Genomic DNA, 13,013 nt, shown 5'->3' with positions numbered 1-13,013 from the left:
CACGCGATCTTCAGTCCCTGCCGATGCTCCAGCGTGGCGATGAACTGCCCCGCTTCCAGCAGGCTTTCGTGCGTGCCCGTGTCCAGCCATGCATAGCCACGCTGCATGATCTGCACGTTCAACTGGCCCTTGTTCAGGTAGGCCTCGTTGACTGCCGTGATCTCCAGTTCGCCGCGCGCGCTGGGCTTGACCGCCTTGGCGATGTCCACGACTTGCTCGTCGTAGAAATACAGGCCCGTCACGGCGTAGCTGCTCTTGGGCTGGGCCGGCTTTTCCTCGATGCTGCTGGCCTTGCCCTGGACGTCGAAGGCGACGACACCGTAGCGCTCGGGATCGTGGACGTGATAGGCGAACACGGTGGCGCCCGCCTGCTGCGCATCGGCGTTCTTCAGCAGTACCGCCAGATCGTGGCCGTAGAAGATGTTGTCGCCCAGCACCAGCGCGCTGGGTGCATTGCCGATGAACTTGTCGCCGATGATGAATGCCTGCGCCAGACCGTCGGGGCTGGGCTGGACGGCGTATTGCAGGTTGATGCCCCACTGGCTGCCATCGCCCAGCAGCTGCTGGAAGCGCGGTGTGTCCTGCGGCGTGCTGATGATCAGGATGTCCCTCATGCCGCCCAGCATCAGCGTGCTGAGGGGGTAGTAGATCATCGGCTTGTCATACACCGGCAGCAACTGCTTGCTGATGGCCAGGGTGGCCGGATGCAGCCGGGTGCCGGAGCCGCCGGCCAGGATGATGCCCTTGCGTTGCTGTGTCATCGGGTCCTCTCTGTTGTTGTGCTGGAGATGTCTCAAGCCCCGGAACGTTGCGGTCGCCCCATCGGCAGGGCCCAGGGCCGTGTACCTAGAGCGTTTCGCGCAGCATGCGCGTCACGCCATCCTGCCACGACGGCAGTTGCAGGCCGAAAGTTTGACGCAGCTTCGATGTATCGAGGCGCGAATTGCCCGGACGCCTGGCCGGCGTGGGGAAGGCGCTGGTCGGCACCGGCGCCACGGCGTCGGGGCCGGCCTTCAGCTCGACGCCGGCCGCCTGCGCCTGGGCCAGCACGAAGCGGGCATAGCCGTGCCATGTGGTCACGCCGTCGGCCACCAGGTGGTACAGGCCGGCCTTCTTGCCCGGCTCGCGAAGCGTGTCGCGGATGGCGTGCGCCGTCACGTCGGCCAGCAGCTCCGCGCCGGTGGGCGCACCGAACTGGTCGTCGATGACGGTGAGGCGCTCGCGTTCCTTCGCCAGCCGCAGCATGGTCTTGGCGAAGTTGCCGCCGCGCGCGGCGTACACCCAGCTCGTACGGAAGATGAGGTGCCGCGGGCAGTGGGCAGCCACAAGCTGCTCGCCTTCGAGCTTGGTGCGGCCGTAGACGCTCAGCGGGCCGGTCGCGTCGTCTTCCTTCCAGGGCTGATCGCCGCTGCCGTCGAAGACATAGTCGGTGGAGTAGTGGACCATCAGCGCGCCGATGCGCTGCGCGGCCGCGGCGATCACGCCGGGGCTGGTGGCATTGAGGGTCCGTGCCAACTCCGGCTCGCTCTCGGCCTTGTCCACGGCGGTGTGGGCGGCGGCGTTGACGATGACATCGGGACGCACCTTCTCCACGGTGGCGGCCAGCGCCTCGGGCTGGCTGAAGTCGGCATGCAGATCGGTGCTGTCGAAGTCCAGCGCCACCAGTTCGCCCAGCGGCGCCAGGCTGCGCTGCAGTTCCCAGCCGACCTGGCCGCCCTTGCCGAAGAGCAGGATCTTCATGCCTTGCCTTCGTATTGCTTGCTCACCCACTCGCGGTACGCGCCGCTTTGCACGTTGCGCACCCATTCCCCGTTCGCCAGGTACCACTCCACCGTCTTGCGGATGCCGCTGTCGAAGGTCTCGGCCGGCGTCCAGCCAAGCTCGCGCTCCAGCTTGCGCGCGTCGATGGCGTAGCGTCGGTCGTGGCCGGGGCGGTCGGTCACGTAGGTGATCTGATCGGCATAGGGCCTGCCGTCGGCACGGGGGCGCAGTTCATCGAGCAGCGCGCAGATGGTGCGCACGATCTCGATGTTGGGCTTCTCGTTCCAGCCGCCGACGTTGTAGGTCTCACCCAGGCGGCCGGCCTCGAGCACGCGGCGGATGGCGCTGCAGTGGTCCTTCACGTAGAGCCAGTCGCGCACCTGCATGCCGTCGCCGTACACGGGCAGCGGCTTGCCGGCCAGCGCGTTGACGATCATCAGCGGGATCAGCTTCTCGGGGAAATGGAAGGGCCCGTAGTTGTTGGAGCAGTTGGTGGTCAGCACCGGCAGCCCGTAGGTGTGGTGCCAGGCGCGCACCAGATGGTCGCTGGCGGCCTTGCTGGCCGAGTAGGGGCTGTTGGGCTCGTACTTGTTCTCTTCGGTGAAGGCCGGGTCCGTGGGCTTGAGGGTGCCGTACACCTCGTCGGTGGAGACGTGCAGGAAGCGGAACGCGGATTTGGCGTCGCCTTCCAGGCTGGCCCAGTAGCCTCGCACCGACTCCAGCAAGTGGAAGGTGCCCAGCACGTTGGTCTGGATGAAGTCGCCCGGGCCATGGATGGAGCGGTCGACGTGCGACTCGGCCGCGAAGTTGACCACCGCGCGCGGCCGGTGCTCGGCCAGCAGTCGATCGACCAGCGCGCCGTCGCCGATGTCCCCATGCACGAAGATGTGCCGCGGATCGTCCTTGACGGAGGCCAGCGTCTCCAGGTTGCCTGCGTAGGTGAGTTTGTCGAGGTTGACGACGGGTTCGTCTTGTTTCGCGAGCCAGTCGAGGACGAAGTTGGCGCCGATGAAGCCGGCGCCACCGGTGACCAGGATCATGGGATGGCCTGTTTCCGTTGATTTGAAGAACAATGGGCCGCCAGGGCGGCCCGGGCGAATTATCTATGGCTCATTCCCGCCCATCGGCCATTCGGCCGGCCCTTTGTCATGAAGCTGCAACCGGGTGTGGAGGAATCGTTGGTTCGGGTTCCGACTTTCATATCTTTGCGAATCCTTTTGTATTAAATTTCCATCCTCTTTTGAGATCGAGTCGACCATGGACACACTTGTTGCAGTCAGTTCCATTCGCCCTGTCGTCCTGTGCGGCGGCAGTGGCACCCGCCTTTGGCCGCTGTCCCGCAAGGCCCTGCCCAAGCAGTTCGTCCCCCTGGTGGGCAGCAAGAGCCTGTTGCAGCTCACGCTGGAACGGCTGAGCGCACTGTCGAAGCAGGTCATCTGCGTCACGGCGGAAGAGCATCGCTTCCTGGTCCAGGAGTCGATGGAAGCTGCCAGCATCGAAGGGCACGAAGTGCTGGAACCCGTGGCGCGCAACACAGCGGCGGCCATGGCAGCGGCCGCATTGCTGGTCGATGCAGACGAACTGCTGCTCTTCGCTCCTGCAGACCACCACGTGCCCGATGCACAGGCCTTCGCCGCCACCATCCAGCAGGGGGCCGATGCCGCGCGAGCCGGCCACATCGTCACCTTCGGTGTCGTGCCGACCTTCCCGAGCACCGCCTACGGCTACATCCAGCCGGGCGCAGAACTGCCGGACGCCGAGGGCCGGCAGGTCGCGCGCTTCGTCGAGAAGCCTGCGGCCGATCGCGCCCAGGCGATGCTGCTGGAGGGCGGCTATCTGTGGAACGCCGGCATCTTCCTGGTGCGCGCCGGCACGCTGATCGAGGCCTTGCGCGAGCACGCGCCGGACATCCTGGCTGCCTGCCAGAAGGCCGTGGCCTCCAGCAGCACCGACGGCTCGTTCATCCGCCTCGACCGCGCCGCCTTCGAAGCCTGCCGCAGCGAGAGCATCGACTACGCCGTGCTGGAAAAGCACGACAAGGTGGCGGTGATCCCCTTTGCCGGCGCGTGGAGCGACGTCGGCAGTTGGAACGCAGTGGCCGGCCTGCAGCCGGCCGACGAGGCGGGCAATCGCGCCTCCGGCCGCGCGGTGATGCTGCACGCGAAGAACACCTTCGTCCATGCGCCGCTGCGCCCCGTGGTCGCGCTGGGCACGGAAGACCTCGTCGTCGTCGACACCCAGGACGCCGTGCTGGTGGCCCGGGCCGACTGCGTGGAACAGGTCAAGGACGTGGTGGCCCTGATGACCAGAGACGGCCACAGCGAAGCCACCGAGCACCGCCGCGTGGCGCGCCCCTGGGGCGCCTACGACAGCATCGACCACGGCGAGCGCTTCCAGGTCAAGCGACTGACGGTCAAGCCCGGCGCCAAGCTGTCGCTGCAGATGCACCATCACCGCGCCGAGCACTGGGTCGTGGTCAAGGGCACGGCCAAGGTCACGCGCGGCGACGACACGCTGCTGGTGCAGGAAAACGAGTCCGTCTACATCCCGCTGGGCACGGTGCACCGGCTCGAGAATCCGGGCAAGGTGATGCTGGAGGTGATCGAAGTGCAGTCCGGCAGCTACCTGGGCGAGGACGACATCGTGCGCTATGAGGACACCTACGGCCGCGTTGCCTCGGTGTCCCGTCCGCAACTGGGCTGAATACGCCAGATGCGCGGCGATGCCGCGCCGCAGCATTTCCCGCGCCGTGATTGGGTTAGAGTGGCCCGCAGGAGACAACCCCTGGGGTCCTCATGACCAGGAAAGCGCCACGACGCACCGCGCAACGCATCCTCGAAGCTGCGCTCGACCTGTTCAACCGCTTCGGCGAGCCGAACGTGTCGACGACGCTGATCGCGGCCGAGTTGGGCATCAGCCCCGGCAACCTCTACTACCACTACCCCGCCAAGGACACGCTGGTCAACCGGCTGCATGAGGAGTTCGAGGCGGCGCTGGCCGAACTGCTGGCCGATGGTCCCCGCGTGCGCGAGGTCGCCGCAGCGCACCACTTCGTGGCGGCGCTGTTTCACCTGATCTGGCGCTACCGCTTCCTCTACCGCGACCAGAGCGATCTGCTCAGCCGCAACCGGCATCTGGAAGCGCGGCTGCAGAAGCTCCTGCTCGACAAGGAGACTGCGTTGCGCAGCGCCATCGCTGGCCTGGCCGGAGCCGGCCACCTGGCCATCACCGCCGACGAAGCCGACACGCTGGCGCGCAGCATGGTGGTGGTGCTGACCTACTGGCTCAACTTCGAGTACGCGACCAATCCGCGCGAGGCGCTGGAACCCGCGCATGCCGACCAGGCGCTCGCGCGCGGCTGCCGTCACGTGCTGCAGTTGGTCACGCCCTACATGCCGCCGGCCAGCCGCGCGCAATTGCCTGCGTTGGACGCCGTGCCCGCGACCGAGGATGATGCAGCCGAACCCGCCTGAAACACACCGCATGTCCGCGCCACAGTTCACCCCTCTTCCCCTGTTCGGGGGCGCCGACGTCCGCGCCCCGGTACCGCCGGCCTGGGCGCCGCTGCCCGTGGCCGGTGTGCCCCGCTTCGACGCCGCCACGGTGCTGGCACGGTGGCCGCGCCTGCATGCCGGCCAGCCCCTGCCGCCGCCGTCCGACCCCGCCCTGGCCGATGCGTGGGCGCTGTACCACAGCGGCGACTTCGCGGCCGCCGCTGCAGCCGGGCTGGCGTTGGGAGACGACGGCGCTAATCTGGCGGACCAGGCCACCGCGATCTATGCCAACTACGTCGAGCCGCGCGAGGCCACGCGGCTGGCGTTGTTCCGCCAGGTAGGCGACAGGGCACACGCCCGCGCCATCGCCCATCCCGAGGACTGCCAGGCCCTCTACTGGCATGCCTACGCGCTCGGCCGCTACGCCCAGGCCGTGAGCGTGGCCCGTGCGCTGGCCCAGGGCCTGGGCGGCAAGCTCAAGCAAACGCTGGAGCGCATCATCGAATTGCAGCCGCGCCATGCCGATGCGCACTTCGCGCTGGGGGCCTTCCATGCGGAGGTGATCGACAAGGTCGGCCCGCTCGTGGGCCGCATGACCTACGGCGTGCGGGCCGATACGGCCGTCGCCTTGTTCGAACGCGGGTTGGAGATCAACCCGCATTCGGCCACCGGCCTCATGGAATATGCTCGGGCCCTGCTTGCGTTGGAAGGCGGCGTCCGGCTGCCGGAAGCCACCCGCCTGTACGAGCGGGCTGCGGGCATCGAGCCGGCCGATGCGCGCGAACACTTGGACGCCGAGTTGGCCCAGGCCGGGCTGCGGGACTGAGCGCTGCCGGGCAACATCCGGAAGACAATCGCGGCTTTTTGCCGTCCATGACTTCCGAAATCGACACCCTCTTCGAAGCCGCCCAGGCCAACGCCAAGCTGCTGCCCGCGCGCCCCGACAACCCGACGCTGCTGAAGATCTACGCGCTGTACAAGCAGGCGACCGAAGGCGACAACACCGGCAAGAAGCCCAGCTTCAGCGACATCGTGGCTCGCGCCAAGTGGGATGCGTGGACGGCACTCAAGGGCACGTCGGCGGAAGACGCCAAGCAGAAGTACGTCGACCTGATCGAGTCGCTGCGCAACGCGTGAGCCCGGCGCCGCGGCGCCCGCTCGTTCAACCGAGCTCGCCGTCCACGTAGTACCAGCGCCCGCCCTCGCGCACGAAGCGGCTGCGCTCGGCCAGGCGAGACGCGCGTCCGGAAGCATGGCGCATGCGCGCGACGAACTCGACCTGCGCATGCGACGCGCCATCCGGCAGGTGAGCCCTCACCTGCAGGCCGAGCCAGCGCAGGCCCGGTTCGAAGTCGAGCGCCGCCGGGCGGGTGGACGCATGCCAGGTCGCAAGCAGGTAGTCGGCCCGCTGCAGCACGAAGGCGGTGTAGCGCGAACGCATGAGCGCCTCGGCATCGGGCGCCGGCGTGCCTTCGAAGTCCTCGACAAAGCGGCCGCAGCACTCGTCGTACGGCCGGACGCGGCCGCGCGCGCCGGTGCGGCCGCAGGGGCAGTCACCTTCCATCAGGCCAGCGCCCGGGTGATCAGCAGCTTCTGGATGTCCGAGGTGCCCTCGTAGATCTGGCACACGCGCACGTCGCGGTAGATGCGCTCCAGCGGGAAGTCGCTCACGTAGCCGTAGCCGCCCAGCGTCTGGATGGCCGCGCTGCACACGCGCTCGGCCATCTCGCTGGCGAAGAGCTTGGCCATGGCCGCCTCCTTGAGGCATGGCCGGCCGGCATCGCGCAGTGCGGCGGCATGCCAGATGAGCTGGCGCGCCGCCTCGATCTGCGTGGCGCACTCGGCCAGCCGGAAACCCACGGCCTGCTGGTCGAAGATGGGGCCGCCGAAGGCGGTGCGCTCCTTGGCGTAGTTCACCGCGAACTCGAAGGCGCTGCGCGCCATGCCCACGCTCTGCGCCGCGATGCCGATGCGCCCGCCCTCCAGCGCGCCCAGCGCGATCCTGTAGCCCTCGCCTTCGGCACCGATCAGGTTTTCAGCGGGGATGCGGCAGCCGTCGAACTGGATCAGCGCCGTGTCGCTGGAATGCTGGCCCAGCTTGTCCTCCAGGCGCGCCACGGTGTAGCCGGGCGTGTCGGTGGGCACGAGGAAGGCGCTCATGCCTTTCTTGCCGGCGGCCTTGTCAGTCATGGCGATGACGATGGCGACCTGGCCGTTCTTTCCGCTGGTGATGAACTGCTTGGTGCCGTCGATCACGTAGCCGTCGCCGTCGCGCCGGGCCGTGGTGCGCAGGCTCGACGCATCGCTGCCCGCCTGCGGCTCGGTCAGGCAGAAGGCGCCGAGCATCCGGCCCTGCGCCAGCGGCTCCAGCCACTGGCGCTTCTGCTGCGCGTTGCCGTAGCGCATGAGGATGGCGTTGACGGGACAGTTGGTGACGCTGATGGCGGTGCTGGTGCCGCCGTCGCCGGCGGCGATCTCCTCCAGCACCAGCGCGAGCGTGAGGTAGTCCAGCCCGGCGCCACCGTGCTCCTCGGGCACGCAGATGCCGTAGGCGCCCAGCGCCGCCAGGCCCTGGTGGGCCTGCTTCGGGAAGGTGTGTTCGCGGTCCCACTGCGCCGCGTGCGGCCACAGCTCGGCCTGCGCGAACTGGCGCACCGCGTCGCGGATGGCTTCCTGGTCGGTGGTCAGCAGCATGGCGGGGTCTCCGGCCGGGTCGGCCTCACTTGCCCTGCGCCAGGTCCATCACCAGCCGCGCCGACATGTACAGGCGGCGCGGAATGGCGCCGATGTCCACGTACTCGGCCTTGTCGCTGTGGTAGCCGAAGCCGGGCAGGCCCAGGCTCTCGATCACCGGCTTGCCCGCCAGCGCCGCATAGGCCGCGTCGGTGCCGCCGCCGGTGCGCTCGACCACGCCGACCTCGCCGCCGGCCTCCTTGTAGAAGGCCACGGCCTTGTCGACCAGCACCTTGCCCGCCTCGCCGGCGTTGAAGGCCGGGCGGCCGCGGGTGACGAGGATCTTCACCTCGGCGTCGGGCAGCTTCTTCTTCTGCGCACGCTCTTCCAGCACCTTCATCGCGGCCTCGAAGTCCTCGTTCTTCGCATAGCGCACGTCGGCATTGAGCGTGGCGCTGTCGGGGATGATGTTGCTCACCGCACCGGCCTTGGCGATGGTCCAGTTGAAGCGCAGGCCCTTGGCCTTGTCGTCGATGTCCATGGTGCGCTGCACCAGGTCGGCGGCCTCCACCAGCGCGTTGACGCCCAGCTCGGGCGCGGCGCCGGCATGCGAGGCCTTGCCCTTGATGTTGGCCTGCACATAGGCGATGCCCGAGGTGCCGAGCGAGAAGCCTTCCTTGCCGGCCGAGGTGGGCTCGTAGGAGAGCACATAGTCGGCCTTGGCCGCCTCGGCCTGGATCAGGTCGCGCGAGCCGAAGGAGCCTTTTTCCTCGTCGGTGTTGAACAGCACGGTGAGCGTGCCGAAGTCCTGGAAGCCGCGCGCCTTGAGCAGCGCCAGCGTGTGCAGCACCACCGCGTTGCCGCCCTTGTCGTCGGCGATGCCCGGGCCGTAGGCCTTGTCGCCCTCCACGCGGAAGGGCGCCTTGGCGAGGATGCCCTTCAGGTAGACGGTATCCATGTGCGAGATGAGCAGCACGTTCTTGCCGCCCTTGCCCTTGAGGGTGCCGACGACGTTGTCGCCCACCACCATGCCGGCGGCCTTGTGGCGGGTGACGGTGAGGCCCAGCGCCTTGAGGCGGTCTTCCAGGTACTGGGCGGCGGCGGCCATGCCCTCGGCATCGCCGGTGCCGGTCTCGATGTTGACCAGCTGCTCCAGCGTCTTGACGACGGCCGGCTGCTCGTCGGTGGCAGCCTTGAACAGCGCCTCGTCGCGCTGCTGGGCGAAAGCCGCGGGCGCGAGGGCGATCGCCAGCAGGCCGGCGAGCAAGTGACGTTGAATGCGTGGTGAGGACATGGCGCTTCTCCCTTGGAGCGGAATCGTGGAAAGGAAATCAGATCAGTTCGATGGCGACGGCGGTGCCTTCACCACCGCCGATGCACAGCGTGGCGACGCCGCGCTTCTTGCCGCGGGCCTGCAGCGCGTGGATCAGCGTGACCATGATGCGCGCGCCGCTGGCGCCGATGGGATGGCCGAGCGCGCAGGCGCCGCCGTGCACGTTGACGACGTCGTGGGACACGCCCAGTTCCTTCATCAGCGCCATCGGCACCACGGCGAAGGCCTCGTTCACCTCCCACAGGTCCACGTCCTTGACGCTCCAGCCGGTCTTGGCGAAGAGCTTGTGCACGGCGCCCACCGGCGCGGTGGAGAACCACTCGGGCTGCTGCGCGTGGGTGGCATGGGCGACCAGGCGGGCAATGGGCCTGGCGCCGATCTTCTTCGCATGCGATTCGGTCGCCATCACCAGCGCGGCGGCGCCGTCGTTGATCGACGAACTGGAGGCGGCGGTGATCGTGCCGCCCTCCTTCTTGAACGCGGGCCTGAGCGTGGGGATCTTGTCGAGCTTGACCTTGCCTGGCCCCTCGTCGATGGCGATCACCGTCTCGCCGGCACGGCCCTTGACCGTCACCGGCGCGATCTCGGCCTTGAACAGGCCGTCGCTCGTCGCATGCTGCGCGCGCTGCACGCTGGCGATGGCGAAGGCGTCCTGCTCCTCGCGGGTGAAGCCGTACTTGGCGGCGCAGTCCTCGCCGAAGGTGCCCATGCTGCGGCCGGGCTGGTAGGCGTCCTCCAGGCCGTCGAGCATCATGTGGTCGAAGATGCGGTCGTGGCCCATGCGGTAGCCGCCGCGGCCCTTGAGCAGCAGGTAGGGCGCGTTGGTCATGCTCTCCATGCCGCCGGCCACCATCAGCTCATGCGTGCCGGCCAGCAGCAGGTCGTGCGCCAGCATCGCGGCCTTCATGGCCGAGCCGCACATCTTGCTCAGGGTGACGGCGCCGGCGCTGTCGGGCAGGCCGCCCTTGTACGCGGCCTGGCGTGCGGGCGCCTGGCCCTGGCCGGCCATCAGGCAGTTGCCGAACAGCACCTCGCCCACCGCCTCGGGCCGGACGCCGGCGCGCTCCACGGCCGCGCGGATGGCCGTGCCGCCGAGGTCGTGCGCCGCCAGCGAGGCGAAGTCGCCCTGGAAGCTGCCCATGGGGGTGCGCGCGGCACCGAGGATGACGATGGATTCGCTCATGATGGACTCCTCTTGCTGTAACGATGAAAACGAGGGACGGCCCGTTGATCAGGGCGCCTCGCGCTGGCGCCGCGGCTCGATCGCCACCGGATCGCCCCCGGCGGGCTTGCTCCACTTGAAGCGGATGCGCTGCACCGCCGCCTTGTAGATGGATTCGAGCGGCTGGCTGCCGTCGACGCTGATCTCCAGATCCTGCAGCAGGCCGTCGTGCACGCCGAAGGCCCAGCCGTGGATGGTGACCTCCTGGCCGCGGCTCCAGGCGTCGACCATCACCGTGCTCACGGCCACGTTGACCACCTGCTCGGCCACGTTCAGCTCGCACAGCGCGTCGGCGCGGACCTCCTCCGGCATCGATTCGAGCATGACGTGATGGCGGTCGCGCACGTCCTGGATGTGGCGGATCCAGTTGTCGGCCAGGCCCACGCGCGTGCCCTCGAGCGCCGCCTTCACGCCGCCGCAGCCGTAGTGGCCGACGACCATGATGTGCCGCACCTTGAGCATGTCCACCGCGAACTGGATGGCCGACAGCGCGTTGAGGTCGGAGTGCACCACGATGTTGGCGACGTTGCGGTGCACGAACACCTCGCCCGGATCCAGCCCGGTGATCTGGTTGGCCGGCACGCGGCTGTCGGAGCAGCCGATCCACATGAACTTGGGCGTCTGCTGCTTGACCAGGCTGGTGAAGAAGCCGGGGCGCTCGCGCTCCATGCGTTCGGACCAGGCGCGGTTGTGGACAAAGAGATCGTCGATGGAAGGCATGGTGGGGAAAGTGGGTGATGCGGTGGGGAGGTCGGAGGATGCCGGCGGCGTTCGCGGATGCGCAAGTCAGCGCGCGGCGGCGGCCCGGCTCGGCGGCGGACTGCGTCGCCGCGGCGGCGGCGTGGGCGCGGCGGTGGAGCGGCGCGCGCGGGCCAGCACGGCGCGGGCCTGCGCCTCCTGGGCCCGGACTTCGTCCAGGTTGGCCTGCAGGTCCGCGAGCTGGGCCTCCAGCCGCTGCCGGTGGCTGCCCAGCACGCGCAGGAATTCCTCCAGCTGCGCCGCGGTGTCGCGCGGGCTGTCGTACATGTCGAGGATGGCCTTGGCCTCGCTCAGCGTCAGCCCGAGGCGCTTGGCGCGCAGCGTCAGCGCCAGGCGGGTGCGGTCGCGCGCGGTGTAGACGCGCTGCACGCCGCTGCGGGCCGGCGCGAGCAGGCCCATGTCCTCGTAGAAGCGGATCGCCCGCGTCGTGAGCTCGAACTCCCGGGCGAGTTCGCCGATGGTGTAGGTGGTCGAGGGCATGGGACGGTGGCGGGACTTTGCGCAGGCGACAGCACGTTGCCGGGCGGCTGCCTACAATGAAGCGCCACCCATGACGTTGACGTAAACGTCAACCCCGGCATCATAAGATGAATCTGCTCGAACGCGAACTCCACTATCCGCTGGGCGACCAGCTTCCCGCCCCCGGCGAGACGATCGAGGTCGCGCCCGGCGTGCGCTGGATCCGCATGCGGCTGCCCTTCGCGCTGGACCACATCAACCTGTGGCTGCTGCGCGACCGCATCGACGGGCGCGAGGGCTGGAGCGTGGTGGACTGCTGCATCAGCCGGCCGGAGGCGCAGCAGCAGTGGGAGCAGATCTTCGAGACGCAGCTGCAGGGCCTGCCGATCCTGCGCGTGATCGTCACCCACATGCACCCGGACCACATCGGCCTGGCGCACTGGCTGTGCGAGCGCTGGCAGGCGCCCTTGTGGATCAGCTCCACCGACTACCACGTGGCGCGCGTGCTCAGCACCGCCGGCGACACGCTGGCCGGCGGCGAGGCGGCGGCCGCGTTCTTCGCCGCGCACGGCCTTGCCGACCCCGAGGCCCTGGCCACCCTGCGCGCGCGCACCAGCTACTACGCCAACATGGTCCCCTCGGTGCCCGACCGCTTCGTGCGCATGATGGACGGCGACGTGCTGGACATCGGCGGGCGCGCCTGGCGCTGCATCGCGGGCTACGGCCACGCGCCGGAGCACATCGCCCTCTATTGCGAGGAGCTGAACGCCCTGCTCGGCGGCGACATGATGCTGCCGCGCATCTCCACCAACGTGAGCGTGCACGCCGGCGAGCCGGAGGCGAACCCGCTGCGCCTATTCCTCACCAGCCTGGAGCGCTACCGGGAGCTGCCCGAGGACGCGCTGGGCCTGCCGGCGCACGGCAAGCCCTTCCACGGTATCCACACCCGCGTGCGGCAGTTGCAGGACCACCACCGCGACCGCCTGGCCGAACTGCTGGCCGCCTGCACGCAGCGCCCGCACACCGCGGCCGAGGCGCTGCCGATCCTCTTCAAGCGAGCGCTGGACCTGCACCAGATGACCTTCGCCATGGGCGAGACCATCGCGCACCTGCACCTGCTGTGGTTCAGCGGCCAGTTGCAGCGCCGCCTGGGCGAGGACGGCGTGTACCGCTTCGGAGTATGAGCCCACCCCCGTTTCTCCCGGACTTCGTTCCGGTCGAATCCCCCCTCAAGGGGGCACACCCTGCGGCCTGGCGGAGCCAGTTCCGCGGGTGTTCCCGCATGGCCTGCTCCGCGGCCGTCTGAATCGTT

Annotated in this window: 14 protein-coding genes; 5 read left to right on the top strand and 9 right to left on the bottom strand. The window is 68.8% G+C overall.

The features are described 5' to 3' along the window. The 3 genes from rfbA to rfbB all read right to left on the bottom strand — a co-directional run. Nucleotides 1-761, bottom strand: a 761-nt coding sequence (rfbA, locus tag ACIY1X_RS19185) for a glucose-1-phosphate thymidylyltransferase RfbA (RefSeq protein WP_399683552.1), incomplete at its 3' end; no start/stop codon positions are given. An 85-nt stretch (nucleotides 762-846) separates the two neighbouring features. Continuing rightward, entirely contained in the window at nucleotides 847-1,740 is an 894-nt protein-coding gene (gene rfbD, locus ACIY1X_RS19180; protein ID WP_399683549.1) for a dTDP-4-dehydrorhamnose reductase, read from the bottom strand. Next, nucleotides 1,737-2,801 (bottom strand): dTDP-glucose 4,6-dehydratase, encoded by a 1,065-nt coding sequence (rfbB, locus tag ACIY1X_RS19175; protein ID WP_399683547.1) that lies wholly within the window; start codon nucleotides 2,799-2,801, stop codon nucleotides 1,737-1,739. Before rfbB ends, rfbD begins: the two co-directional genes overlap by 4 nt. Before the next feature lie 217 nt (nucleotides 2,802-3,018). Between rfbB and ACIY1X_RS19170 the strand changes: the two genes are divergently transcribed. From ACIY1X_RS19170 to ACIY1X_RS19155, 4 genes are all read left to right on the top strand, one after another. Beyond that, nucleotides 3,019-4,464 carry a mannose-1-phosphate guanylyltransferase/mannose-6-phosphate isomerase gene (locus ACIY1X_RS19170; protein ID WP_399683545.1) on the top strand — a complete coding sequence of 482 codons (1,446 nt, stop codon included), beginning with the start codon at nucleotides 3,019-3,021 and terminating at the stop codon, nucleotides 4,462-4,464. Nucleotides 4,465-4,556: 92 nt separating this feature from the next. Next, nucleotides 4,557-5,234, top strand: a complete 678-nt coding sequence (locus ACIY1X_RS19165; protein ID WP_399683542.1) for a TetR/AcrR family transcriptional regulator — start codon at nucleotides 4,557-4,559, stop codon at nucleotides 5,232-5,234. 10 nt (nucleotides 5,235-5,244) lie between these two features. Next, a complete protein-coding gene (locus ACIY1X_RS19160; RefSeq protein ID WP_399683555.1) occupies nucleotides 5,245-6,081 on the top strand; it encodes a hypothetical protein in 837 nt (278 codons plus the stop codon). Between the two features lie 47 nt (nucleotides 6,082-6,128). Continuing rightward, complete coding sequence (locus ACIY1X_RS19155; protein WP_399683539.1) at nucleotides 6,129-6,392, top strand: acyl-CoA-binding protein; 264 nt, start codon at nucleotides 6,129-6,131, stop codon at nucleotides 6,390-6,392. A 25-nt stretch (nucleotides 6,393-6,417) separates the two neighbouring features. On the opposite strand, the gene ACIY1X_RS19150 is transcribed toward ACIY1X_RS19155, so the two are convergent. From ACIY1X_RS19150 to ACIY1X_RS19125, 6 genes are all read right to left on the bottom strand, one after another. Continuing rightward, a complete protein-coding gene (locus ACIY1X_RS19150; protein ID WP_399683538.1) occupies nucleotides 6,418-6,819 on the bottom strand; it encodes a YchJ family protein in 402 nt (133 codons plus the stop codon). After that, on the bottom strand, nucleotides 6,819-7,949 hold the full coding sequence (locus tag ACIY1X_RS19145; protein ID WP_399683535.1) for an acyl-CoA dehydrogenase family protein: 1,131 nt from the start codon (nucleotides 7,947-7,949) through the stop codon (nucleotides 6,819-6,821). Before ACIY1X_RS19145 ends, ACIY1X_RS19150 begins: the two co-directional genes overlap by 1 nt. 25 nt (nucleotides 7,950-7,974) lie before the next feature. After that, a complete protein-coding gene (locus ACIY1X_RS19140; protein WP_399683533.1) occupies nucleotides 7,975-9,222 on the bottom strand; it encodes a glutamate carboxypeptidase in 1,248 nt (415 codons plus the stop codon). Between the two features lie 37 nt (nucleotides 9,223-9,259). Further along, on the bottom strand, nucleotides 9,260-10,444 hold the full coding sequence (locus ACIY1X_RS19135) for an acetyl-CoA C-acyltransferase (protein WP_399683531.1): 1,185 nt from the start codon (nucleotides 10,442-10,444) through the stop codon (nucleotides 9,260-9,262). Between the two features lie 48 nt (nucleotides 10,445-10,492). Then, nucleotides 10,493-11,203 carry a carbonate dehydratase gene (gene can, locus ACIY1X_RS19130; protein ID WP_038211225.1) on the bottom strand — a complete coding sequence of 237 codons (711 nt, stop codon included), beginning with the start codon at nucleotides 11,201-11,203 and terminating at the stop codon, nucleotides 10,493-10,495. A 66-nt stretch (nucleotides 11,204-11,269) separates the two neighbouring features. Beyond that, the gene (locus ACIY1X_RS19125) at nucleotides 11,270-11,722 is read right to left on the bottom strand and encodes a MerR family DNA-binding transcriptional regulator (RefSeq protein ID WP_038211226.1); all 453 of its coding nucleotides are present in this window, start codon (nucleotides 11,720-11,722) and stop codon (nucleotides 11,270-11,272) included. Between the two features lie 107 nt (nucleotides 11,723-11,829). Here ACIY1X_RS19125 and ACIY1X_RS19120 point away from each other — a divergent pair, with 107 nt between their 5' ends. Further along, the gene (locus tag ACIY1X_RS19120) at nucleotides 11,830-12,885 is read left to right on the top strand and encodes an MBL fold metallo-hydrolase (protein WP_399683527.1); all 1,056 of its coding nucleotides are present in this window, start codon (nucleotides 11,830-11,832) and stop codon (nucleotides 12,883-12,885) included. The last annotated feature ends 128 nt before the right edge of the window (nucleotides 12,886-13,013 follow it).

It is taken from the genome of Xenophilus sp. (assembly GCF_044462705.1).
Lineage (GTDB): Bacteria > Pseudomonadota > Gammaproteobacteria > Burkholderiales > Burkholderiaceae_C > Xenophilus > Xenophilus azovorans.
This window is presented reverse-complemented; position numbering and strand designations above follow the sequence as displayed.

Bases quoted from the DNA above. Each gene is read 5' to 3' on its own strand.
- rfbD (WP_399683549.1), bottom strand. From the start codon at position 1,740: ATGAAGATCCTGCTCTTCGGCAAGGGCGGCCAGGTCGGCTGGGAACTG.
- rfbB (WP_399683547.1), bottom strand. From the start codon at position 2,801: ATGATCCTGGTCACCGGTGGCGCCGGCTTCATCGGCGCCAACTTCGTC.
- ACIY1X_RS19170 (WP_399683545.1), top strand. From the start codon at position 3,019: ATGGACACACTTGTTGCAGTCAGTTCCATTCGCCCTGTCGTCCTGTGC.
- ACIY1X_RS19165 (WP_399683542.1), top strand. From the start codon at position 4,557: ATGACCAGGAAAGCGCCACGACGCACCGCGCAACGCATCCTCGAAGCT.
- ACIY1X_RS19160 (WP_399683555.1), top strand. From the start codon at position 5,245: ATGTCCGCGCCACAGTTCACCCCTCTTCCCCTGTTCGGGGGCGCCGAC.
- ACIY1X_RS19155 (WP_399683539.1), top strand. From the start codon at position 6,129: ATGACTTCCGAAATCGACACCCTCTTCGAAGCCGCCCAGGCCAACGCC.
- ACIY1X_RS19150 (WP_399683538.1), bottom strand. From the start codon at position 6,819: ATGGAAGGTGACTGCCCCTGCGGCCGCACCGGCGCGCGCGGCCGCGTC.
- ACIY1X_RS19145 (WP_399683535.1), bottom strand. From the start codon at position 7,949: ATGCTGCTGACCACCGACCAGGAAGCCATCCGCGACGCGGTGCGCCAG.
- ACIY1X_RS19140 (WP_399683533.1), bottom strand. From the start codon at position 9,222: ATGTCCTCACCACGCATTCAACGTCACTTGCTCGCCGGCCTGCTGGCG.
- ACIY1X_RS19135 (WP_399683531.1), bottom strand. From the start codon at position 10,444: ATGAGCGAATCCATCGTCATCCTCGGTGCCGCGCGCACCCCCATGGGC.
- can (WP_038211225.1), bottom strand. From the start codon at position 11,203: ATGCCTTCCATCGACGATCTCTTTGTCCACAACCGCGCCTGGTCCGAA.
- ACIY1X_RS19125 (WP_038211226.1), bottom strand. From the start codon at position 11,722: ATGCCCTCGACCACCTACACCATCGGCGAACTCGCCCGGGAGTTCGAG.
- ACIY1X_RS19120 (WP_399683527.1), top strand. From the start codon at position 11,830: ATGAATCTGCTCGAACGCGAACTCCACTATCCGCTGGGCGACCAGCTT.